Annotated in this window: 22 protein-coding genes and 1 pseudogene; 11 read left to right on the plus strand and 12 right to left on the minus strand. The window is 66.1% G+C overall.

Translation table 11 applies throughout. The features are described from left to right. Positions 1 to 22: 22 nt before the first annotated feature. Positions 23 to 445, minus strand: coding sequence for a Fur family transcriptional regulator (locus CG716_RS21585; protein ID WP_094483160.1), 423 nt, complete (start codon positions 443 to 445; stop codon positions 23 to 25). Between the two features lie 65 nt (positions 446 to 510). Further along, positions 511 to 753 carry a hypothetical protein gene (locus CG716_RS21590; RefSeq protein WP_110883960.1) on the minus strand — a complete coding sequence of 81 codons (243 nt, stop codon included), beginning with the start codon at positions 751 to 753 and terminating at the stop codon, positions 511 to 513. Between the two features lie 204 nt (positions 754 to 957). Here CG716_RS21590 and CG716_RS21595 point away from each other — a divergent pair, with 204 nt between their 5' ends. Genes CG716_RS21595 through CG716_RS30290 form a run of 3 tightly spaced genes read left to right on the plus strand, consistent with a single transcriptional unit; the run spans position 958 to position 3,024 of the window. Beyond that, on the plus strand, positions 958 to 1,857 hold the full coding sequence (locus CG716_RS21595) for a mycobacterial-type methylenetetrahydrofolate reductase (protein WP_094483162.1): 900 nt from the start codon (positions 958 to 960) through the stop codon (positions 1,855 to 1,857). 4 nt (positions 1,858 to 1,861) lie between these two features. After that, entirely contained in the window at positions 1,862 to 2,839 is a 978-nt protein-coding gene (locus CG716_RS21600; protein WP_094483163.1) for an enolase C-terminal domain-like protein, read from the plus strand. 41 nt (positions 2,840 to 2,880) lie between these two features. Continuing rightward, entirely contained in the window at positions 2,881 to 3,024 is a 144-nt protein-coding gene (locus CG716_RS30290; RefSeq protein WP_165774234.1) for a hypothetical protein, read from the plus strand. Here CG716_RS30290 and CG716_RS21605 read toward each other — a convergent pair. From CG716_RS21605 to CG716_RS21615, 3 genes are read right to left on the minus strand one after another with little or no spacing between them, the layout of a single operon-like run. Then, entirely contained in the window at positions 3,021 to 3,206 is a 186-nt protein-coding gene (locus CG716_RS21605; RefSeq protein ID WP_094483164.1) for a hypothetical protein, read from the minus strand. The genes CG716_RS30290 and CG716_RS21605 overlap by 4 nt on opposite strands. Before the next feature lie 2 nt (positions 3,207 to 3,208). After that, complete coding sequence (locus tag CG716_RS21610; protein WP_094483165.1) at positions 3,209 to 4,189, minus strand: MOSC domain-containing protein; 981 nt, start codon at positions 4,187 to 4,189, stop codon at positions 3,209 to 3,211. Positions 4,190 to 4,206: 17 nt separating this feature from the next. Then, the gene (locus CG716_RS21615) at positions 4,207 to 5,214 is read right to left on the minus strand and encodes a DUF3533 domain-containing protein (RefSeq protein ID WP_234817947.1); all 1,008 of its coding nucleotides are present in this window, start codon (positions 5,212 to 5,214) and stop codon (positions 4,207 to 4,209) included. 183 nt (positions 5,215 to 5,397) lie between these two features. Between CG716_RS21615 and qcrB the strand changes: the two genes are divergently transcribed. Next, complete coding sequence (qcrB, locus tag CG716_RS21620) at positions 5,398 to 7,035, plus strand: cytochrome bc1 complex cytochrome b subunit (RefSeq protein WP_094483166.1); 1,638 nt, start codon at positions 5,398 to 5,400, stop codon at positions 7,033 to 7,035. 72 nt (positions 7,036 to 7,107) lie between these two features. Then, a complete protein-coding gene (locus tag CG716_RS21625; RefSeq protein WP_207760734.1) occupies positions 7,108 to 8,040 on the plus strand; it encodes a zinc-dependent alcohol dehydrogenase in 933 nt (310 codons plus the stop codon). 53 nt (positions 8,041 to 8,093) lie between these two features. On the opposite strand, the gene CG716_RS21630 is transcribed toward CG716_RS21625, so the two are convergent. Next, a complete protein-coding gene (locus tag CG716_RS21630; RefSeq protein ID WP_094483167.1) occupies positions 8,094 to 10,610 on the minus strand; it encodes a glycogen/starch/alpha-glucan phosphorylase in 2,517 nt (838 codons plus the stop codon). Positions 10,611 to 11,011: 401 nt separating this feature from the next. Between CG716_RS21630 and CG716_RS21635 the strand changes: the two genes are divergently transcribed. Together CG716_RS21635 and CG716_RS21640 are read left to right on the plus strand one after the other, a co-directional pair. Next, the gene (locus CG716_RS21635; RefSeq protein ID WP_094483168.1) at positions 11,012 to 12,205 is read left to right on the plus strand and encodes an acyl-CoA dehydrogenase family protein; all 1,194 of its coding nucleotides are present in this window, start codon (positions 11,012 to 11,014) and stop codon (positions 12,203 to 12,205) included. A 65-nt stretch (positions 12,206 to 12,270) separates the two neighbouring features. Further along, positions 12,271 to 12,618: a hypothetical protein gene (locus CG716_RS21640; protein WP_094483169.1), complete on the plus strand. Its 348-nt coding sequence runs from the start codon at positions 12,271 to 12,273 to the stop codon at positions 12,616 to 12,618. A gap of 6 nt (positions 12,619 to 12,624) precedes the next feature. Here CG716_RS21640 and CG716_RS21645 read toward each other — a convergent pair whose 3' ends face one another. Both CG716_RS21645 and CG716_RS21650 read right to left on the minus strand, forming a co-directional pair. Beyond that, complete coding sequence (locus tag CG716_RS21645) at positions 12,625 to 14,010, minus strand: aspartate aminotransferase family protein (protein WP_094483170.1); 1,386 nt, start codon at positions 14,008 to 14,010, stop codon at positions 12,625 to 12,627. A 17-nt stretch (positions 14,011 to 14,027) separates the two neighbouring features. Beyond that, positions 14,028 to 15,554, minus strand: a complete 1,527-nt coding sequence (locus CG716_RS21650; protein ID WP_094483250.1) for a CoA-acylating methylmalonate-semialdehyde dehydrogenase — start codon at positions 15,552 to 15,554, stop codon at positions 14,028 to 14,030. A gap of 81 nt (positions 15,555 to 15,635) precedes the next feature. On the opposite strand from CG716_RS21650, the gene CG716_RS21655 reads away from it, so the two are divergent. Beyond that, the gene (locus tag CG716_RS21655) at positions 15,636 to 17,231 is read left to right on the plus strand and encodes a PucR family transcriptional regulator (protein WP_094483171.1); all 1,596 of its coding nucleotides are present in this window, start codon (positions 15,636 to 15,638) and stop codon (positions 17,229 to 17,231) included. Between the two features lie 39 nt (positions 17,232 to 17,270). Here CG716_RS21655 and CG716_RS21660 read toward each other — a convergent pair whose 3' ends face one another. Continuing rightward, positions 17,271 to 18,092, minus strand: coding sequence for a formate/nitrite transporter family protein (locus CG716_RS21660; RefSeq protein WP_094483172.1), 822 nt, complete (start codon positions 18,090 to 18,092; stop codon positions 17,271 to 17,273). A gap of 83 nt (positions 18,093 to 18,175) precedes the next feature. Here CG716_RS21660 and CG716_RS21665 point away from each other — a divergent pair, with 83 nt between their 5' ends. Both CG716_RS21665 and CG716_RS21670 read left to right on the plus strand, forming a co-directional pair. Further along, positions 18,176 to 18,955 carry a hypothetical protein gene (locus CG716_RS21665; RefSeq protein ID WP_094483173.1) on the plus strand — a complete coding sequence of 260 codons (780 nt, stop codon included), beginning with the start codon at positions 18,176 to 18,178 and terminating at the stop codon, positions 18,953 to 18,955. 218 nt (positions 18,956 to 19,173) lie between these two features. Then, a pseudogene (locus CG716_RS21670) lies at positions 19,174 to 19,668 on the plus strand (NlpC/P60 family protein); the annotation flags it as partial. A 2-nt stretch (positions 19,669 to 19,670) separates the two neighbouring features. On the opposite strand, the gene CG716_RS21675 reads toward CG716_RS21670, so the two are convergent. The 3 genes from CG716_RS21675 to CG716_RS21685 all read right to left on the minus strand — a co-directional run bounded on the left by CG716_RS21675 (position 19,671) and on the right by CG716_RS21685 (position 21,862). After that, positions 19,671 to 20,582: an alpha/beta hydrolase fold domain-containing protein gene (locus CG716_RS21675; protein ID WP_094483174.1), complete on the minus strand. Its 912-nt coding sequence runs from the start codon at positions 20,580 to 20,582 to the stop codon at positions 19,671 to 19,673. 30 nt (positions 20,583 to 20,612) lie between these two features. Further along, positions 20,613 to 20,903: a DUF4193 domain-containing protein gene (locus tag CG716_RS21680; protein WP_094483252.1), complete on the minus strand. Its 291-nt coding sequence runs from the start codon at positions 20,901 to 20,903 to the stop codon at positions 20,613 to 20,615. 173 nt (positions 20,904 to 21,076) lie between these two features. Next, complete coding sequence (locus CG716_RS21685; protein WP_094483175.1) at positions 21,077 to 21,862, minus strand: acyl-CoA thioesterase; 786 nt, start codon at positions 21,860 to 21,862, stop codon at positions 21,077 to 21,079. 52 nt (positions 21,863 to 21,914) lie between these two features. Here CG716_RS21685 and CG716_RS21690 point away from each other — a divergent pair, with 52 nt between their 5' ends. Beyond that, positions 21,915 to 22,742: a transporter substrate-binding domain-containing protein gene (locus CG716_RS21690; RefSeq protein ID WP_207760735.1), complete on the plus strand. Its 828-nt coding sequence runs from the start codon at positions 21,915 to 21,917 to the stop codon at positions 22,740 to 22,742. The last annotated feature ends 4 nt before the right edge of the window (positions 22,743 to 22,746 follow it).

Genomic DNA, 22,746 nt, shown 5'->3' on the forward strand with positions numbered 1-22,746 from the left:
TGGGCTGTGATCACTTGTGTGATCAGGGACGTTCTTGCGAACTGCAATCGGGGCACAGGCCCCAATAGACGACCTCTGCTTCGTCGAGGACGAAACCGTTGTAATCAGACGGCGTCAAACATGGCGCGTCGCCGACGGCGCAGTCGACGTCACCGATAACGCCACACGAGCGGCAGACGACGTGGTGATGGTTGTCGCCGACACGGGACTCATACCGAGCCACTGAACCGGACGGCTGGATACGCCGCACCAGACCGGCAGCGGTCAGCGCGTGCAGGACGTCGTAGACGGCTTGGCGCGACACCTCGGGGAGGCCGCTGCGGACGGCTCCGAAGATTGTGTCGGTGTCGGCGTGCGGGTGGGCGTGCACCGCCTCGAGAACCGCTACGCGGGGGCGGGTGACCCGCAGCTGCACGGAACGCAGCTGGTCGGCAATATCCGACATAGGGGTCACGGTGAAATAGTCGTCCCTTTTCTGGAATGAGTCAAGAGTTGACCTGAAGACACCGTTCAGGGGTGTGTCGTCTGTGCGTTCGTCGGGTTGACGGTCGGGTTCAGCGGCGCGATCGGCGCCGGGCTGAAGTTGTTCGGACCTGGGAACGTGGCCTTGCTGGTGGGCTGTAGCGACGGACTCGAGCCGGTGGTCGGCGCCGGCTCGTTGCTCTTGGCTCCGCACGCTGTGAATGCGACGACCCCGACGCCGGCCAACACCACCAGACCCGCCGCGCGAATTCGACTAGGACTCCTGATCACTGACCCCTCGGATCTGACTCGCCACCCTTGCGGTGGCACTCGAAGCTACCTTCTCATCGATGCGCGCAACACGCTTTACACCGCACACCTCGGAGCGACGGAAGGCCACGACCGCACTATCTGTATGGTGATCGGCGGATCGCGTCCGGCGGCCATCCCGGCTCGCACCCCCAGGGACCCAGTCGTCTTGTCAGGAGCAGTTTCGTGCCCCTCAACACCGTCGCGCTCGAACTCGTGCCGCCCAATACCGATCGCACTCCGGAAGAGGTTCTGGAGGAGGCGCGCAAGGTGGTGCAGTTCTCCGCGGAGACCGGGCTGGCGGGCCGGATCGGGCACGTGATGATCCCGGGGATGATCGAAGAGGACGACGACCGTCCGGTCGAGATGAAGCCCAAACTCGACGTGCTGGACTATTGGTCGCGGATCTCTCCGGAATTGCCCGGCGTGCGCGGCCTGTGCACCCAGGTGACGGCGTTCATGAACGAGCAGACGCTGGGTGGGCGGCTGACCCAGCTGCTCGACGCCGGAATGGAAGGCATTGTCTTCGTCGGTGTTCCGCGCACCATGAACGACGGCGAGGGTGCCGGCGTGGCGCCCACCGATGCGCTGACGATCTACCGCGACCTCGTCCCCAATCGGGGAGCGATCCTGATCCCGACGCGGGCCGGCGAAGCCGGCCGATTCGGATTCAAGTGCGGCCAGGGCGCCACCTACGGCATGACCCAGCTGCTCTATTCCGACGCCATCGTCGGGTTCCTCACCGAATTCGCGGCCACCACCGATTTCCGCCCGGAGATCTTGCTGTCGTTCGGCTTCGTGCCGAAGGTAGAGAGCCGCGTCGGGCTGATCAACTGGCTGATCCAGGACCCGGGCAATCCCGCGGTCGTTCCTGAGCAGGAATTCGTGGCCACGCTGGCGGGTAGCGATCCGGACATCAAGCGGCGGCTGCTCGTCGATCTGTACAAGCGGGTCATCGACGGCGTTGCCGATCTCGGTTTCCCGTTGAGCATCCATTTCGAAGCCACCTACGGCATGGCCCGGCCGGCCTTCGAGACCTTCGCCGAGATGCTGGCCTACTGGTCGCCGGCGGGGTCCGTCTCGTAGTCCCGTGAAGGCACTGATCGACTTCGACGGCGCGCCGGTCTTTGCCATCCCGGCCCGCGACGGGTACCGCGGCGTCAACGCCTGCGAGGGAATGCTGATCGAAGGCCCCCAAGGCTGGGGCGAGTTCTGCCCCCCGCCCGCGAGCAGCGATCTGGTGGCGGCGCGCTGGCTGACATCGGCCATCGAGGGCGGCACAGTGGGCTGGCCAGACCCGGTGCGCGGCCGGGTGGCCGTCTCGGTACCGGTACCAGCGGTGAGCCCGGACGACGCCGGCACCATGGTCGGCCGCAGCGGGTGTCGCGCGGCCGACGTGCGCGTGACTGGGGGTGCCGATGCCCTCGCCGAGGATCTCGCCCGCCTCGAAGCGGTGCGCGCGGCGCTCGGGCCGGCCGGATCGATCCGCTGCTCGGTCGAGCGGTTGTGGGATGTCGATACCGCGGCCGGCGTGATCCCGGTTATGAACTCCGCAGCAGGCGGACTGGAGTTTGTGCAGCAGCCGTGTGCGACGGCCGCCGAGTTGGCGGCGCTACGGCGTCGCATCGACGTGCGGGTGGCTGTCGAGGTGGCGAGCCTCGGGCCGGACAGGCCGCCAGCCTCGCAGGTCGCCGACATCGCCGTGCTGGCAGTCGGCCCGCTCGGCGGCGTGCGGCGGGCGTTGCGGTTCGCCGAACACGAAGGTCTGCCGTGCATTGTGTCGGCAGCGCCGGGAGCGGCCGAGTCCAGCATCGGACTGGCCGGGGGACTGGCATTGGCCGGTGTGCTGCCGGATGTTCCATTCGCCTGCGGGCTGGGCACTGCGACGCTGTTGGCCGGCGACGTGGTCTCTGCAGGACGCGCGTTGCTCCCGGTCGAGGGGTATCTGCCCGTATCTCCGATGGCCCCCGGCCCCGATCCTGACCGTGTCGCCGAGTTTTCCCTCGACGACGCCGAACGCGTCGCCTGGTGGCGCGGGCGACTACGAGCCGTGCGCGAACTTCTCTAGGAAGCGGTTTGAAGATCGGGCTGATGGGTACAGAGCGGCCGATGAGTTCTGAGCCGGCCGAGCAGCCCGTAGCACCGCAGTCGATGTCCCCGTTCGAGTCGAGGCGAACCACGATCGTCGTGCTGTGGGCGACCTATGTCGTTGCCGCGATCATCCTGGTTCTGTACTGGGTGTACGCCGCCTAGCGGCGCGGGCGCCAGGCCCAGACGGCCAGACCAAGCCCCACCAGGGCGATGATCGGACCGAGCACCGACCACGTGGTGGTGTTGCTCATCGGGCTGCCCTGAACCACACCAAAGCCCTGCAGCGTGAACAACGATCCGAACAGTGCGGCCAGGACACCCAGCACACCGACGACATGACGCATGGTCAACTCCTCTTCCCGGCGGGCATCGCCGCTGACACCGCCCTCATGACGGCGCGCTTTACCTTCGTCGCACCCGATCCTGTGGTGGCTCCAAACGCCGCGCGGTTGGGTGGATCCAGTTGCAGCACATCGCCTTCCGTGATGTGTCCCGCCCGGGTGATGTTGCCGTAGACACCGAGGCAGCGCCGTGAGTGCGCGGCGATGGTGCGGGTGATCTCCTTGTCCCGCTTGAGCTCGGGTTGCTCGTGAGACGGCATGACGCAGCGGATGGTCGGTATCAGCGGCTGCAGCTCGGCGTTCGGGGCGCGCAGTCTGCCGCCGCACCAGTCCCACTCAGGCTGAGCCGACGCGCCGGGGGAGTCCACGACGATCGTCGGGCGGAACCGCCGGGCGTCGAAATCGGAATCCGGCGCCAGCGTGGTCATGGTGGCCAGGCTCTGCTCGGTGATGATGTGGACAGGATAGGCGTCGACATAGCTGCCGACCGGCGTGGCGTAGCGGCTGATCTCGGCGAGCTTGCGGACCGGGAACATCGACAGGTCGGGCAGCGGTTCGCCGTCCTCGAGGCCGAAGATCGTGCGCAGGTCGGTTTTGGTGGCCATCGGTCCGCGGTACTGGTCGCGCCGAGCCATCGGCGGCAGCGGCCGAAGTTCCACCTCGTGGTCGAGATAGCGCGAAAGCGCTTGGTGCACAACAGGGTCAGAGCTCGTCACCTCGGTGCCGTCAGGGAACGCGATGGCGACTTCGGGCGCGTGCCCCGGCCCGGCTTCTGGCGGTGGGGCCTGTGTGTAGCGCGCCGTCAGCCAGAGCAGCCCGGGCAGCCGCTTGGCGCTGGTGGTCACATCGAGTTCGACGTCACGCACGGCCCAGGTGCGATCGGCGTGCAGGCCAAGCTCGCCGATCTCGGCCTGCCTGAGCTGCTCGCCCAGCATCGACTTGACCGGATAGCGCCAGATCGACGTGATGCGGCCGGCTGGGATCATCTCCCCAGACTAGGACTTCACTGCGCCGGCGAGCGATGCAGCGTGCGTGACGCGACGATCAGCGCGGCCAGTCCGGCCACCAGCCACACCCCGAGCACGATGAACGGCAGTGTCCGCTGGTTTTGCGGGAAGTACGTCGCCGCGTGGATCGCCGAGACCGTCGCGCCGCTGGGCAGCGCGTGGTTGAAGAACGCGAACGGTTGCGGCAATAGCGTCGCGGACACCGCCCCGCCCGACGACGTGTTGCCGAGCAGGATGAACACCAGCCAGGTTGGGATGATGGCCCACCGGTGGATCAGCACCAGCATGGCCGAGTTGAACAATGCGGCGACTGCGATCTGCACCGAGGTCAGCAGCCACAGTTGCGGGAACGGCGTGCTGAGCGCGCCCAGGACCGGGCCGGTGACGCTTGCCAACGCCGCCCCGCCGACCACGGCGAGCACCACCAGGCAGACCAGCCAGCGCCCCAGACTGAGCGTCTTGACGTTGGCCCGCAGCTGAAACATCGTGATGAAACCCAGGATCGTGGCGGCGATGACCAGATAGAACGTGGCCAGCCCGGCTGGATCGGACGGCGGCAGCGGATGCAGGTCGACGATCGGCAGGATGAACTGTCCGGGCTGAGTCTGGTCCAGCTGGATCAATGCGCGCGTGCCCGAGGGGTCGCTGGCGCTGGACAACAACAGCAGGGGCGGTGTTGCGGTGGCGTCGATAGCGGCGGTGATGCGCTGCTGGTTGATCGCTGCGACCGCGTCGTCGCGAGTCGAGTACTGATGGACGTCGAACTCGTTTTTGTTGCTGTGCAACGCATTCACGAACGGCGCGACTGCAGCCGTCGACCCGACGACACCGACTGGCAGGTTGCGGGGAGCGGGGCGTCCGAGCGCGACGGTGTAGGCGGCGGCGAAGCTTGAGGCCAAGACGATCGCGATCGCGATGACGGTTGCGGCCTTGCGGATCTCCGGCGGGATGCGCCGAAACCCGCGAGGGGGAGCGTCCGGCGATTCGTCGGTCACTGCAGCCACAGCACTCCTCGTCATCTGATCGCAGATCAACGTACCTCGGTTTCGACTCGGCCTGCGCCGGCGCCGTAGACGTCTGACGTACAAAAGACCAAGTGCCCGCGGCGGCCATCCGTGACGGGCGCGGCTCCGAATCACTGATGCCTGCTCAATGCAGCCCGGGCGCAGCTTCGGAGGATCCTCACAATGAAATCACCCGCCATGCTGGCCGCATCCCTAGGCGATGCGATCGATTCCCGCTACCACCCGTCCGGCGCAGTCCGGCGGCAATTGAACAAGGTTTTTCCGACCCATTGGTCGTTCCTGCTGGGCGAGATCGCGCTGTACAGCTTCATCGTCCTGCTGCTCACGGGCGTGTATCTGACGTTGTTCTTCGACCCCTCGATGACGGAGATCACCTACCACGGCGTGTATCAGCCTCTGCGTGGCATCGAGATGTCCCGGGCGTACGCCTCCACTCTGGACATCACCTTCGAAGTGCGCGGCGGCTTGTTCGTCCGCCAGATTCACCACTGGGCGGCGCTGCTTTTCGCTGCAGCGATCATGGTGCACCTTGCGCGGATCTTCTTCACCGGGGCCTTCCGCCGCCCCCGCGAGGCCAACTGGGTGATCGGTTCGCTGCTGTTGATCCTGGCCATGTTCGAAGGGTTCTTCGGCTACTCGCTGCCCGACGATCTGCTATCGGGTACGGGGATCCGGGCTGCGCTGTCCTCGATCACACTCGGGATTCCGGTGGTCGGCACTTGGCTGCACTGGGCGCTGTTCGGCGGCGATTTCCCGGGCGACGTCCTGATCCCACGGCTTTACGCCATCCACATCCTGATCTTTCCCGGAATCATGTTGGCGCTCATCGGTCTTCATCTGGCGCTGGTGTGGTTCCAGAAGCACACCCAGTTCCCCGGTCCCGGCCGCACCGAGAAGAACGTCGTCGGCGTGCGGGTCATGCCGGTGTTCGCGGTGAAGTCGGGTGCGTTCTTCGCAATGACGGTCGCCATCCTGGGGGTGATGGGGGGCCTGTTGCAGATCAACCCAATCTGGCAGATCGGCCCGTACAAGCCCGCGCAGGTGTCGGCGGGAAGCCAGCCCGACTTCTACCTCATGTGGACCGACGGGCTGATCCGGTTGTGGCCGGCGTGGGAGATCTATCTCGGCCACCACACCATCCCGGCGGCGGTGGCGGTCGCCGTGCTGATGGGCGTGATCTTCGTGGCGCTCATCGCCTACCCATGGATCGAGAAGCGGTTCACCGGCGACTCGGAAAGGCCAGGGGCGCACCACAACCTGCTGCAGCGGCCACGGGACGCTCCCGTGCGAACAGGCATCGGCGCGATGGCGATCGCCTTCTACATCGTGCTGACCTACAGCGCCATGAACGACATCATCGCCTACACCTTCCACATTTCGCTGAACGCGACGACCTGGATCGGCCGCATCGGGATGGTGGTGCTGCCGCCGCTGGTCTACTTCATCACCTACCGCTGGGCGATCGCGCTGCAGCGCAGCGACCGCGAGGTGCTCGAGCACGGCGTTGAGACCGGCATCCTCAAGCGGCTGCCGCACGGCGCATACGTCGAGCTGCATCAACCGTTGGGTCCGGTCGACGCCGACGGCCACCCGATCGCGCTGGAATACCAGGGCGCATCGGTACCCAAGCGGATGAACAAGCTCGGTTCTGGCGGTGCACCCGGCCGCGGCAGCTTCCTCACCGCCGACCCTCCCGACGAGGACGCCGCGCTCACCGAGGCGGCGCACGCCGCCGATAAGCGGGCACGCACCGCGCTCACGGAGCGTCAGGCCCTCGATGGGTCCTCGCGCGGCCGGTGACGACGCAGCCGGTCAAGCCCACTTCGACGGGGCGCTGACTGCGGGCGATCGCCGGATCGGGACAATCGACGGATGATGCGCGCTGTCCGCTCGATCCAGGGGTCAGCCACCGTCGTCGAGGTCGACGAGCCCCCTGGTGACTGGCCGATCCTCGAGGTTGGATCGGCCAGCATCTGCGGCAGTGACCTCGGCATGCTGTCGTTTGGCCTGCCGGTGACGATTGGTCACGAGATCGCCGGCACGGTGGACGGGCGCACGTACTGTGTCGAACCGACCGTGGGCTGCGGCCAGTGCGATCAATGCCGCGGCGGGTCACCTCAGCGGTGCCGGGGAAGCGCGCCGCACGGACTGCTCGGGGTCGCTTTCGACGGCGGGCTCGCCGACCGGGTCCGGGTGCCCGCCCAGTGCCTTGTCCCGCTGCCGGACAGCCTGCCCGTAACCGACGCCTGCCTGGTGGAACCCCTTGCCGTCTCCTGGCATGCGTTGCGCAAGGTCGGCGCCGAGGCAACCGACCGCGTCCTGGTCGTCGGTGGCGGAAGCGTCGGGTTGCTGGCCGTCGCCGCGGCCCGCGCCATGGGTCTCGACGTCGACCTGCAAGCCCGCCACCCGCATCAGATCGAAGCGGCCGAGCGACTCGGCGCCGGAACCCCGGAAGGGGAGTATGACGTCGTCATCGAGGCGGTGGGCTCCGACGAGGCGCTGGCCGACTGCGTGCGGCGTGCCGCTCCGGGCGGCCAAATCGCGGTCGTCGGTGTGTCGCACGGCGACCGAGCGGTTCCCGGCATTCCGTGGATGCTCAAGGAACTGACGCTGACCGCCTCGATGTGCTACGACCGCGGGCGTGATGACCGCGAATTCATCGATGCGGCAGCGGCATTGGCCGCAGATCCGGAAATTGCGGCCACCGTCGTCACTCACCGCTTCCCGCTGTCCGACGCGGCAGAGGCGTTCCGGGTTGCGGGCGACCGGCGAAGCGGAGCCATCAAGGTCGTGCTGGAGCCCTAGCTACCGCCGGGGTTCCCGGCACAATATGGGACGAGTCCGAGTGCTCGAGCGACCTACAGCTTCACCGGCATCGCGCCGACATGCCAGATCTCGTCGCAGTACTCGGCAATCGCGCGGTCAGACGAGAACTTGCCGCTGCGCGCCGCGTTCAGGATGGACATCCGCGACCAGGCGTCCGAATCGTGCCAGGCAGCACTGACTCTGGCCTGGCAGTCGATGTAGGAGCGGTAGTCGGCCAGCACCAGGAACGGATCATGCTGCAGCAGGTTGTCGACCAGGGGCCGCAGCACCTCGGTATCACCGTGGGTGAAAGCACCCTGCGCGATCAGTTCGAGCACCTCGGCCAGCTCTGGATCGCGCTCCACGAAGCTCGTCGGCCGGTAGCCCTGCGCCTTGAGCTCCTCCACCTCATCGACGGTCAGTCCGAACAGGAAGAAGTTCTCCGGGCCGGCCTCTTCAAGGATCTCGACGTTGGCGCCGTCGAGCGTCCCGATGGTCAGAGCGCCGTTGATCATGAACTTCATGTTCCCGGTGCCGGAAGCTTCCTTACCCGCGGTGGAGATCTGCTCGGACAGGTTGGCCGCCGGGTAGATCAGGTGGGCGTTCTTGACGTTGAAGTTCGGCAGGAACACCACCCGCATGTACCGGTTGACATCCGGATCGTTGTTGATGGTGGCGCCAACAGCGGTGATCAACCTGATAATCCGCTTGGCGATGAAGTAGCCGGGCGCAGCCTTGCCGCCGAAGATGAACGCACGCGGCGCGATCCCCAATCCGGGGTTGCGCTTGAGCCGGTTGTACAGGGTGATGATGTGCAGCACGTTGAGGTGCTGACGCTTGTATTCGTGGATCCGCTTGACCTGGACGTCGAACATCCACGTCGGGTCAAGCTCGATGCCGGTCGCGGAGTGCACGTACTCGGCAAGACGACTCTTGTTGGCACGCTTCATGTTTCGCCAACGCTCCCGGAAGGCCGGGTCGTCCACGTAGGACTCGAGGCTGCGCAGCTGTTCCAGGTCGGTCAGCCAGCCGTCGCCGACGGTGTCGTCGAGCAGGCTGCGCAATCCCGGATTGGACAACGCCAGGAAACGTCGTGGCGTGACTCCGTTGGTGACGTTGCCGAACCGCTCCGGCCACATTTCGTAAAAGTCTTTCAGCACACTGGCTTTCAGCAGCTCGGAGTGCAGTGCGGCGACACCGTTGACGGCGTGGCTGCCGACTGTGGCCAGGTGGGCCATGCGCACGCTCTTGCCGCCGTCCTCACCGATCAGCGACATCCGCCGCGCCCGGTCCTCATCACCGGGGAATTTGGCCTTCACCTCGTCGAGGAAGCGCTCGTTGATCTCGTAGATGATCTCCAGGTGCCGGGGCAACGATTCACCGAAGATGCCCAGCGGCCAGGTCTCGAGCGCCTCGGGCAACAGGGTGTGGTTGGTGTAGGCGAAGGTCCCGACGGTGATCTCCCAGGCTTCGTCCCAGGCCATGTGGTGCTCGTCGATGAGCAGCCGCATCAGTTCGGCCACCGCGATCGACGGGTGGGTGTCGTTGAGCTGGATGGCCCATTTGTCCGGCAATGCCGTCAGCGGCAGTCGGGCCCGCTCGACGTGGATCCGCAGGATGTCCTGCAGCGATGAGCTGACGAAGAAGTACTGCTGCTGCAGCCGCAGCCGCTTGCCCGCCTCGGGTTCGTCGTTGGGGTAGAGGACCTTTGAGATCTTCTCCGAGAGAACCTCGTCCTCGACGGCCTTGTAGAAGTCGCCGGTGTTGAAGGCGTCCAGCGCGAACGACGACATCGACCGGGCACTCCACAGGGTCAGCGTGTTGCAGGTGTTCACGCCGTAACCCTGGATCGGGGTGTCGTAGGACACGCCCTTGATCACCCGGCGGGGAATCCAGCGCACTCGGTGGTTGCCGGCAACATCCTCGTACTGTTCGGTGTAGCCGCCCCAGTTCACCAGGTAGCTGGCGTCGGGCTTGTCGATCTCCCACGGATTACCGGCGACGAGCCAGTTGTCGGTCTTCTCGACCTGCCAGCCGTCTTGGATCTCCTGGTCGAAAATGCCGAACTCATAACGGATTCCGTAGCCGATGGACGGCCGCTGCAGGGTGGCCAGCGAGTCCAGATAGCAGGCAGCCAGGCGGCCCAGGCCGCCGTTGCCCAGGCCGGGCTCCTCCTCACACGCGAGGATCACGTCGAGGTCCTGGCCGAGTGCGGCCAGCGCTTCGCGGGCCTGCTCCTCGATGCGCAAGTTGAGCAGGTTGTTGCCGAGCTGTGGGCCCATCAGGAATTCGGCGGACAAGTAACACGTCACTTTGGCGGGGCCGTGCAACAGATCCTGGGTGGTGGCCATCCAGCGCTGCTGCATGCGGTCGCGCACCGCCAGCGCCAGCGCCCGGTAGTAGTGCTCGGTGGTCAGCACGCTCGGCGGCCGGGCGATGGAGTACACCAGATGGTCGGCGATCGCGCGGCGCAGCGCGTCCGCCGACAGTCCGGTGCGGCTGTGCTCGTGCGGTCGTGCAGCTGCCTCGCCGGCTACATCCCCCGAGGCGTTACTCACCACATCCGTCATTGTCTTCTCCTGCTCCCAGACCAGACCGCTTCTCGATCACCTGCGGGGACCCGAAGTCTCGCACCGTTGTATTTCGGTGAAGCGAGGTGAACGAGTCTCTCCCGTGAACTATCGCGCATCAACGTGTGCACCGCGCGCCGAGCAAATGCCCCTGTCCGACGCCGGTTCTGCGGTCCCGATCATGGGTGCGCCGCCGCCGGAGCAGGTTATCGCCCCACATCAATCCGTATCGGGGCCAGCAGTCGGCGCTGCGGCGCAGGGCGTCGATATCAGCAGCCGATGAGGTTGCCCGGTAATCGCCTCGCTCGCCGACTCGGCGCTATACAATTTTCCGAAAGTGTTCACTGCGCAAATTTGTTCACGGCCGTGGATTGCCGCGAGAACAGGACCGGGAAAAGACAATGACGTCGACAGTTCAATCGGGGGACCAGGTCGTCGGGCTGGCGCGGGGGATGCGCGATCTGGTGGTGGCGCAGGCCGGTGAATCAGAGCGGCTGCGCACCATCGCGCCGGCCGTCGTCGACGAGATGTGGGCCAGCGGGCTGATGCAGTCGTTCAATCCGGTCGCCGCGGGCGGCGTCGAGCCGTCCTTCGAGCAGATGATCGAGGCCTGGATCGAGATGGCCTGGCAGGACGGCTCGTTCGGGTGGATCGGGATCGCGAACCTGCCGTCGTCGTTCGCCGCGGCGGCCTATCTGCCCGACGACGGTTTCGCCGAGGTGTTCACCGCTAACGACAACCGGGTCACGATGGGCGGACAGTTCTTCCCCAACGGGCAGGGCACCGCGGTCGACGGTGGCTACCGGGTGAGCGGCTCCTGGAGTTTCGGGTCGGGCACCGGGCATGCCGAGTACGTCTGTGCCGGGTTCTTCCCGATGGACAACGGCGAGATGCGCTGGGCGCTGGAAGGCCCCGAGGGCATTCCCGAGATGTTGGTCGCGGTGATACCCCGGGCCGAGATCGCCTTCAAGGACGGCTGGCACGTCCAGGGGCTGAAGGGAACCGGCTCCTACGACTACGGCGTCGACGACGTCTTCGTGCCCGCCAGCCGGACCTTCCCACTGTTCTCCCGTGTCCCGTACCGGGGCAGCTCACCGGCCACCCGGATGGGGCTGATGCCGGTGACGGCGGCCGGTCACGCGTCCTGGGCGCTCGGGATTGCCAAGAGCATGCTCGACGACGTCGAGGAGCTGGCAGCCACCAAGTTCCGGATGAGCGATATGGCGTCGCTGGCCAGCCGGCCGACCTTCCAGAAGGATCTGGCCCATCACGTCGCGGCGTGGCGGGCGGCGCGACTGTTGGTGCTGGACGCCTTCACTACCGCTGAGGCGGCAGTGGCCGGCGGAGATGACCTCACCCCGGCGCTGCGCGCAGACATGCGGGTGGCCGCCGTGTATGCGACCGACGTGTCCCGCCAGGCCGCCGAGTGGGCGCACCTGGCCGCGGGCACCACCTCGATCCGGGAGGGCAGCCGCCTGGAGCGCGGCTTCCGCGACATCTACACCGGAACCCAGCACGCCTTCATCAGCGAGAAGGTGGCCATGGATGTCGCCCAGATCTGGCTGGGCATCATCGAGGACCAGCCCGGTCTGTGAGCGGTGCGCGGCGCGTCGGCATTTCGCGCGCGATCCGGGCCGGGCGGGATTAGAGTCCGAAGGTTATGACGGCCTGGCCCGATCCGGTGCTTCCGAGCAGTCAGTCGACCAATCCCCGACAGCTCAAGCGGTTGAGCCGCACCTTCGCCGGTGTCGGCGTCGGCATCCCGCCGGAGCGTCTGCAACAGATAGCCATGGGCGAGCAGGCCACCGAAGACGAACTGGTCGACGTCACGTTCGCGATTGCCGCAACTGCGCTGATCAGCGAGAAACGGCGGTCCAAAGTCAGCCGCGCACAACGACGTTGTGTCCACGGCGTCATCGTCGGGGTCGCGATTCTGATCGCGATCAACGTCCTGCTGTGTCTGGGACTGGCGCTGTTCGTCCTGACCCAGCACACATCGCCGTATTAAGCCGTGTTAAGCGGTCACGTATCCGTCGGCGACGTCGAGCGCCGTGTCCAGGATCGCCAGACCCTCGGCCACCTCGGCATCGGTGACGTTGCAGGCCGGCACCGCGTGGATCCGGTTGAAGTTGGCGAACGGCAACAGGCCCCCTGACTTACAGGCGGCCAGCACCTCATTCATCGCCGGGCTGGAACCCCCATAGGGTGCCAGCGGTTCGCGGGTCTGCGGGTTGGCTACCAACTCGATCGCCCAGAACACGCCAAGGCCGCGGACCTCACCGACCGACGGGTGCCGCGCGGCCAGCTCCCGCAGGCCGGGGCCCAGAACCTGGTCACCGATCCGGGCGGCGTTGGCCACCATGCCCTCGTCTTCCATTGCGTTGATTGTCGCCACCGCCGCACCGCAGGCCAGCGGGTGCCCTGAATAGGTCAGTCCGCCCGGGTAAGCGCGGTCGGCGAAGGTTGAGTAGATCGCGTCGTTGATGGCCACGCCGCCGAGCGGTACGTACCCCGATGTCACGCCCTTGGCGAAGGTCATGAGGTCGGGTAGGACGTCGAAATTGTCGATGGCGAACCACTTTCCGGTCCGGCCGAAGCCAGCCATCACCTCATCGGCGATGAACACGATGCCGTGGCGATCGCAGATCTCCCGCACCCCGGCCATATACCCCGGCGGTGGAACCATGATGCCCGCGGTGCCCGGCACGGATTCCAGGATGATTGCGGCGATAGACGCCGGGCCCTCATGGTGGATCAGGCGCTCGAGGTAGTCGAGGGCACGGTCGGATTCCTGCTCTTCATTCTCGGCGAAGAACGAGGAGCGGTACAGGAACGGGCCGTTGAAGTGGACGACGCCCGCGCTGGCGTAGTCGTTGGGGTAGCGGCGCGGGTCACCGGTCAGATTGATCGCGGTATCGGTGCCACCGTGGTACGAGCGGTAGCGGGAGAGCACCTTGTAGCGCCCGGTGTGCAGACGGGCCATCCGGACCGCGTGCTCGACGGCGTCGGCACCGCCGTTGGTGAAGAACACGTGGTTGAGGTCACCGGGGGTGCGCTCGGCGATCAGCCGGGCGGCCTCGGACCGAGCGGCGTTGGCGTGCTGCGGCGCGATCGTGCACAGCTTCGCCGCCTGCTCGGCGATGGCGGCGACGACCTTGGGATGCTGATGGCCGATGTTGGTGAACACCAGCTGGGAGGAGAAGTCGAGCAGCTTGTTGCCGTCGCCGTCCCAGACGTAGGAGCCTTCCGCCGCGACGATCGTCATCGGCTTGATCTGCGCCTGCGCCGACCACGAGTGGAAGACGTGCGCGCGGTCCAGCTCGTAGGCGCGGGCCGCTTCGACCCGGGCGGTGTCGAGATCTTGGCCGTTGGGCAGCAGGTGCGGAGCAGTTGTCGTCATGCGTTCCTCTTTCGAGCTCAGTCGTTCTGCGGGAAGCCGAGGTTGATGCCGCCGTGGGAGGGGTCGAGCCACCGCGTGGTGACCACTTTGCCACGGGTGAAGAAGTGCACGCCCTCGGTTCCGTGCGCGTGGGTGTCGCCGAACAGCGAGCTCTTCCAGCCGCCGAAGCTGTAGTAGGCGGTCGGAACCGGAATCGGCACGTTGATGCCGACCATGCCGACCTCGACTTCATTCTGGAAACGCCGGGCGGCGCCCCCGTCGTTGGTGAAGATCGCGGTGCCGTTGCCGTACGGGTTGGAGTTGATCAGTTCCAACGCCTCGTCATAGGAATCGACTCGCACCACCGAGAGCACCGGGCCGAAGATCTCGTCGGTGTAGACGCTCATTTCGGGGGTGACGTTGTCGATGAGCGTGGGGCCCAGCCAGAAACCCCGGGAATTGAGGCCTTCGCCGTCAACTTCGGTCTTGCGGCCGTCGACGACGATGGTGGCGCCCGCGGCTTCGCCGGCGTCGATGTAGGAGGCCACCTTGTCGCGATGGGCCTTGGTGACCAGCGGACCCATATCGGTGTTGCGGGTGCCGTCTCCGACCTTCAAAGAGGTTGTGCGCTCGGCGATCTTGGCGACCAGTTCGTCGGCGATCGGACCGACGGCCACCGCCGCACTGATGGCCATGCAGCGCTCACCGGCCGACCCGAAGCCCGCGTTCACCATCGCATCAGCAGCCAGGTCGAGGTCGGCGTCGGGCAGGATCACTGCGTGGTTCTTGGCGCCGCCGAGGGCCTGCACCCGCTTGCCGTGCAGCGTGCCGGTGGAGTAGACGTACTGGGCGATCGGTGTGGAGCCGACGAACGAGACAGCCTTGATGGCCTTGTTGGTCAGCAGCTCGTCGACAGCGACCTTGTCACCCTGCAATACGTTGAAGACGCCGGCCGGCAGGCCGGCCTCCGCCCATAGGTTGGCGATCCACAAAGCCGCCGACGGGTCCTTCTCAGAAGGCTTGAGCACCACGGTGTTTCCAGCGGCGATGGCGATGGGGAAGAACCACATCGGCACCATCGCGGGGAAGTTGAACGGGCTGATGACGGCTACCGGGCCCAGTGGCTGGCGGATCGAGGCGACGTCGACGTTGGTCGAGGCGTTCTCGGTCATGCCACCTTTGAGTAGATGCGCTATCCCGCAGGCGAATTCGACGACCTCCTGACCGCGGCTGACCTCGCCGAGGGCATCGGAGAGCACCTTGCCATGCTCGGCGGTGATGATCGCCGCTAGCTCTTCCTTGCGTGCGTTGAGCAGCTCCCTGAACTGGAACAGCACCGTGGTCCGCTTGGCCAGGGAGGTGTCACGCCAGGCCGGGAACGCCGCGACCGCGGCATCGATGACCGTGCGCGCGTCGGTGACGTCGGCCAGTGCGACCTGACCGGTGATCTGTCCGGTGGCCGGGTTGGTCACGGGGGCGGTGCGGTCACTGTCACCGGCGAAGCTCTTGCCGCCGGCCCAGTGGGCGATGGAGCGGACGCGGGTATTCGGAGCGGTGAGAGTCATACCCGCGATCTTGCCCGCCGCAGGCACCTGATCTGTCCGACGAGTCGTAACAATTAATCGCTTTGCCTTTACACTGTGTCAATGCAGCTGACGCTCTCCGACATCCTCGAGCTGCCGTCCATGAGCCGCGGGGAGCCCGAGGTGGTGTGTCCCGGGCCGATGGATCAACCCGTGCGCTGGGTTCACGTCAGCGACCTGGCCGACCTGTCGGGCCTGCTGACCGGCGGGGAACTGGTCCTGACAACGGGCCAGGCGCTGGCCGATCCGGCTCGCCGCGACGCCTATCTGCCGGGTTTGGCCGACGCCGGCGCCACCGGTGTGGTGATCGAACTCGGGCTGCACATCGACGCGCTTCCGGAATCGGTTCGCAAGATCGGCGCCGCGCTGTCGCTACCGGTAATCGTCCTGCACCGGCCGGTGCGCTTCATCGACGTCACCGAGGAGGTGCACCGCAGGATCGTCGCTGACCAGTATGCCGAGGTGGCCTACGGGCAGCGGGTGCACGAAGAGTTCACCGCGCTGAGCATGCGCCGGGCCTCGGTCGATCAGATCGTCAGTGCCACGGCCGAAATGCTCGATACACCAGTGGTATTGGAAGACCTCAACCGCCAGGTACTCGCGTTCGACGGATGGGGTATCGCCGCGGCAGTGCTGCTGGCGGACTGGGAACGGCGCTCAAGGCTGACCGCCGCGGACGCGTGGACGGCGTGCCCGGTCGGCCCGTACCGGGAAGAGTGGGGCCGGTTGATAGCGCCTCGGATCGCCGCGGCGGACGGGCGCGCGTTGATGACATTGGAACGCGCAGCCCAGGCGCTGGCCCTGCACCGGATGGTCGAGCAGAACCGCAGCTCGCTGGAGCTTCGCGCCCAAAGCGGTCTGGTCGACGATCTGCGGCGCGGCCGCGTCACCGATGAGGCCGAGGCAACCGCCCGCGCACACGCACTGGGCCTGCGGCCGGCCCTGACCTATGTGCCCATGGCGATCCGGCTGCGCGAGAGCGCCGGAGCCGATCAGGTCGCGGTCGCGCAGCGACGGGTCCGCACGCTCGACGCGATCATGCATACGGTGCGCGCTACCGCTCATACGGGCCTGGCCGCCACGCGCGACGACGGCCAGATCGACCTGGTGCTTGCTCCGCAGCGGATCAGCAGCGGCGCATACTCGCTTGATGCCATGCTCGTTGACGTATGTTCGGCGATCCGCAGGGCGGTGAGCCGCCTGGACGGGGTGAGCGATTGCACCATCGGGGTGGGGCCGGAGTCGAGCCGTCTGGTCGACGCGGTGGGCGGCCTGCGCGAGGCCGGACATGTCGCCGAGGTGGCTATGTCGATGCCGTTGCGCGCCTTGCCCTTTCATCGAGCCCCGGACGTTCGGTTGCGCGGGTTGCTCTCGTTGATCCGGACTGAACCGCGTGTCCAGGCCTTCGCCGAGACGGAATTGGCCGGACTGCTGGCGCACCGCGCCAAACATGGAGACGAGATGTTCGAATTGCTGCGGCACTTCCTGCAGGCCGGCGGCAATAAAGCGGAGTTGGCCAGAACGCTACATATGTCGCGGCCGACGTTGTATTCGCGCCTGGACGCGCTCGAACGCATCGTCGGCCTTGACCTCGACGACGCGGAGTCCAGGACGTCGCTGCACGTGGCGATGCTGATCCTCAACCCGGCGGGGGACTAGTACTCACATCTGTTGCCCGCCTTCGAGCGACAATCCTTGTCAGGCTTCAGCTTCCGCGCTTTCCCGCTCGTCTTTCAGACGCTCCTTACTGCGCAGCAGCCGCAGCAGCGTCACCAAAACCAATCCGCCGGCCATATTGCCGACCAGCGTGTACCAGAACCAGCCCAGCCAGTCGAGATAACCGAACGGCGCCTGGCCCGTAGCCAGCGCCCCAAAGATCAGCAGCGAATCCAGGATCGAGTGGAACAACTGAAGCCCGGCGAGCAGAAAAGCCCCTGCCACCGCAGCGGCGATCTTGCCGGGGACCGAGTCGGTACCGTGCTGCATGCGCGTCATCAACGTGATCGCCATCCCGCCCAGCACCGCCAACGCCAGGCTCTGCAACGACAGTGGTGCGGTGACGTAATGCGCTGCGGACTCGATCGTTTGCGCCCTCAGCTTCGGGAACGCGACCACTATCAGTGCCATGATCAACCAGCCACCGATGAGGTTGGCGACCAGCGTGCCGCTCCACAGTTTGGCCAGCTGACCGACACTGGCGCGTTTGGCGACGACCGTCGTGACCGGCACCAGAAAGCCCTCGGTGAACAACTCACTGCGGCCCAGCAGGAGCGCCAGAAATCCGATCGCGAACGCTACGCCGGCCAGCAGCTGATTGTGGGTTTCGTTTAGTACGGACAGATACGCGAGGACTCCCATTGCCACCTCGGTACCGCCAAAGAAGCCGGTGACCAGGACTTCGCGCCAGGTGCGATGCAGTCGCTGGGTACCCTCGTCGACCATCCGATTGAAGGCCGATTCGAGCTCGTCCTCGATAGGACTATCGGATTCGCCGAGTTGGCGCTGGCTTGTCGAACTCACGATTGGGGGTACCCATCGCCGCCATGGCCGAAGCGCCAAGCCGCTGAGCAGTTGCTCAACGCGCCGCCATAGACTGGCCCACCGTGGGCATTCTCGTTGGCTTTGCGCCGTGGATCGTCTATTGGGTACTCGTCGGCAACGCGCCCTTCAAGGCGGCCGTGCTGGTCGCGCTCGGCATCGCCATCATCGGACTGGTCATCGGCCGCATCAAGAAGGCACCCGGGTTGACCTTCGAGATCGGCGCTGTTGCAACGTTCTCGGTGCTGGCTGTCCTGACGTTCGTCCTCGACCAGGCGTTCATGGAGCAATGGATGCAGCCGCTGAGCAATGCCGGGATCTTCCTGGTGGCACTGGCGGGTGCATTGACCGGAAAGCCGTTCGTGCGGGAGTTCGCCGCGGCTGGCCGTTCCGACGAGGTGATCAAGAGTGATCTGTTCAAACGGATCACCTCGCTGCTGACCTGGATCTGGGTCGCGGCGTTCGCAGGGATGACGGTGTCCTCGGCGATCCCGCCGACCGTGCAGGGCGATTCGACGATTCTTGACACGAAGACCCCGCTGTCGTTCCTCTGCTACTGGGTCATCCCGTTCACCTTGATGGGCCTGGCCGCCCTTGCCTCACGCATCGTGCCCGACAAAATGACCATCAGTGACGACGTAGTGCGCGAGACGTCGTTCGTCGCCTATACCGAGGCCGCGATCGACGAGCTGTACTACTTGGCGCAGGAGCACGCCAACCGCGAGGTGGGCGCGGGCAAGGAGGCCTACGACGTAAAGGTCGGGGGAATGGGCATAGCCCTCACCGGTGACGAATCCCGCAAGTCGTGGCCGTCCACCTACCGGGTACGCGACCGACGGCGCTAACGCCGTCATGGGTTGCTGGCGCACTCGCCCGATCACAACCAATCGGGCAAGGATGCACACCACTTCGGACACTGTTACATCACGGTTTGACTAAATGCCCTGCTCGCGCTTGAAGCCTGGTCAACGCTTGTCAGCCATTTGCTGTAGAAGTTACAGAAGTGACCTCTGTTAACAGAATGGGGTTTTGCTCAGAGGTGTAAGGAGAGGTGGAAACGATGATGAGAAAGCGCCTATACGCACTCGCGCTCGGCTTGGTCATGCTGCTGGGTCTGCCCGGCCTGCTGGCCCCTGCGGCAACAGCCGCACCGGCCGGACCGGTGAGCCGCGATCAGTACGTCCAGCTGGTGATCCAGCGCGGACTCGCCCAACGAGGCGTGCCCTACGCCTGGGCCGGCGGCGACATCAATGGACCCACTCTGGGCAAGGGGCCAAGCGCCGCCGTGGTCGGATTCGACTCGTCGGGCCTCATCCAATACATCTTCGCCGGCGTCGGCGCCAAGCTGCCACGCTCCTCGGGCGACATGTACAAGGTGGGCCAGCGCGTCACGCCCGACCAAGCCCTGCCGGGTGACCTGATCTTCTACGGACCTGACGGCACCCAGAGCGTCGCGATGTTCCTCGGCAACAACCAGATGCTCGAGGTCACCGACACGGTTGTCGCAGTGTCCGCGGTACGTGCCAAGGACATGGCGCCCTACCTGGTCCGCGTCATCGCCTAAGCCAGCCCCTGGGGTGTGCCGTTGATCGTGTCGGCGATGAGTCGGCGAGCGGCACGCCCCTCCGGGATGGGCAGCAGCGGATAGACGTGCACCATGCCCTCGCCCTGCACGTAGTCGACATCGACGCCGGCGGCCCCGGCCTTACCGGCCAGCAGACGGGCGTCGGGGTTGAGAATGTCGCGCGTACCGCTGAAGATCGTCAGCGCCGTCAGCCCTTCCAGCGTCGCGGCCAGCGGGCTGACCATCGGGTCGTCCAGTTCCAGTTGTCCGCGCCAATGCTGCGCGTAGACATGCACACCGGCGGGGGACAACCACGGATCCGTGGGCTCCACCGCGGCGATCGCGGGGTTGGTCATGGTGGCGTCCAGCACGGGCGCGATGAGAAACGCCCGGCGAGGTTGCTCAGAGCTGTTGTCGCGCAAGCAGATCAGCGACGACAAGGCGATCTGAGCGCCAGCTGAATCACCGAGTACGAAGGTGTTGCCTGCTCCAGCCTCGGCGATGTCAGCGGTGATCAGATCCGCGACTCTCGGAACGACGTCGGCGGCCGTGCCCCACGGCACCAAGGGGTAGATCGGAACCCGCACCGAGGTCTGCGTCTCGGCGACCAGCCCCGCGACGAAGCGCCAGTGTGCGGGCTCGATCTCGTTGACCCAACCGCCACCGTGCACATAAACGGCCCGATGACGGGCGCGGTGACCCGCGGGGGACACCGTGTAGACCGGCCAGCTGTCGTGGACCACCGTCACATCGACGTCGTCACGAAGCCGACGGGGCGGCCCAAAAAGGCGGGGCCGCAACGCCCGTTCGGCGATGCGCTGACGGGCAGCAGCTGGATCAGAGAGTGGCCTTCCCCGGCCGGTGGCGCGCAGGATCACCGGGACCAGTCGGCTTCCTAGACTCGCCATCCGACCATTGTGGCCGGAACAGGGGAGAAGTTAGGCGCAGTCGGAGCAGGTCATGCTCGCGGCGTCAGCCAACCGGCTGCGGTGGTGCACCAGAAAGCAGCTGGTGCAGGTGAACTCGTCAGCCTGCTTGGGGATTACCCGGACAGTCAGTTCCTCATCGGACAGATCCGCGCCGGGAAGTTCGAAGGAGTCAGCGGCTTCAGCCTCGTCCACATCGATCACGGCCGTGGCCGTGTCCTTGCGCCGGCCCGCCAAATCCTCCAGGGACTCTTCCTCAGGCTCGGCTTGGGTACGGCGGGGAGCGTCGTAGTCAACCGTCATGGTCCGTGCCTTTCGTTCGTTCCGCACCCGACGTCGCGTCAACGCGGTCGAATGCGGGTTTGTTCCCATTGTCGGACTCGGCTAAACACCTTTGTTCCCAGCCGGCCGTGCGGTTGTCCCAACCCGGTCGCCACCGTCGAGTTCCTATGTACTAGGAACGCAAAAGTGGGCGCTCAGGTTCGCCAAAGTGATTCCTGGGCGACACTGGCGACCAGGGTACCGTCACCTCGGTGAATCGACCCCCGCGCCAAGCCGCGCGCGTCGCTGTGACTTACTGCGATGGCGTCGTAGAGGTGCCAGAGGTGCGGGTCGGTGGGGCGGTGTAGCCACAGGGCGTGGTCGAGGCTGGCCGCGCCGCCGGGGCCGGGGCGGCCCCCTCCCGGCGGTCGGGCCGAGGACACCAGGCCCAGGTCAGAGATGAATGTCAACGCGCAGGCCCGCAGCACCGGGTCGTCTTCGACAGGTTCGCGGGTCCGGAACCAGAACGGTTGAACCGGCCAGTCGTCGTGACCATGTTGCCCGGGAGCAACCCGGACCTCGAAGTGATCGGCCCACTTCACCGGAAGCATTGTGACGATTGTCGCGTCGGACAATTCCACCGCGAGGGGCTCAGGGCGTTGCCAATCCGTGGTGATCTCCGGTTGATGGAACGACGCCATCATCTCGAAGATCGCCGCCCCGTCCTGCACCGCGGTGACGCGGCGGGTATTGAACGAACGTCCGTCGCGGGTGATCTCGACGCTGAATTCGATGTCGACGCCGATCTGCCCGCCCTTGATGAAATAAGCGTGCAGCGACTGCGGGATTCGCGCGGCATCGACGGTGGCCGCCGCCGCGGCCAACGCCTGGGCGGCGATCAACCCACCGAACAACCGGGGACCCACTCCGGACGTCGCCGAGGTGTGAAAGGTCTGCCCGCTGCGGTCGAGTTGGACCAGCTCGGCGATCCAGCTCGGCATGCTCTCCCCGCGGTTGTAGTGGTCGAAATCGCCCTCACCATAAACTGCCGTGATGGATCGCGGCCACATCGGGTGTACTAACTACATGCGGCCGTTGAGCTTTGGCGCACTGAGTCTGGTCGCTGCCGTCGCACTGTCCGGCGCCGTGGCGCCGAACGCCGTTGCCGGCGGCGGTACGGCGGCACTGAAGGTCTGCACCACCGGCGATTACCCACCCCTGACCTACCGTGAGCCCGAGACCGGGGAGTACACCGGCGTCGACATCGACATGGCCACCGACCTGGCCGCCCACCTCGGGCGCGCGCCGGTTTTCGTCGCCACCACGTGGCCGACCCTGATGGCGGACCTGACCTCACCCGGCAAGTGCGATATCGCGATGGGCGGCATCACCGACACGCCGGAGCGACGCCGCGTCGCCGACGTCACCGGTCCGTACCTGTCCAGCGGAAAGGTGCCGTTGGTCGCCGCCGGCAATGCCGACCGACTGTCCTCACTCGACCAGATCGACCAGCCCGGCGTGCGGGTGATCGAAAACAGCGGCGGCACCAACGAACAATTCGCCCGCAAGAACCTCCCCGACGCTCAGCTCGCGATCTGGCGGGACAACACGACCATCTTCGACCAACTCGCGTCAGGCAACGCCGACGTCATGATCACCGACGCCGTGGAAGCCATCTACCAGTCGTCGCTGCACCCCGGGCTGGTGGCGCTGCACCCCGAGCAACCGTTCACCTCGGAGGTCAAGATCTACCTGCTGCCCAAAGGGAGCCCGATCGCCGCGCAAAGCGAGTCGTGGCTGACGGGCGCACTTCATGACGGCACGTTCGCCGGGTTCTACCAGCGCTGGCTGCATGCACCGGCGCCAGAGGCTCCGCAGTAGGGCC

It is taken from the genome of Mycolicibacterium sphagni, assembly GCF_002250655.1.
In the GTDB taxonomy this organism is placed as follows: Bacteria; Actinomycetota; Actinomycetes; order Mycobacteriales; family Mycobacteriaceae; genus Mycobacterium; species Mycobacterium sphagni.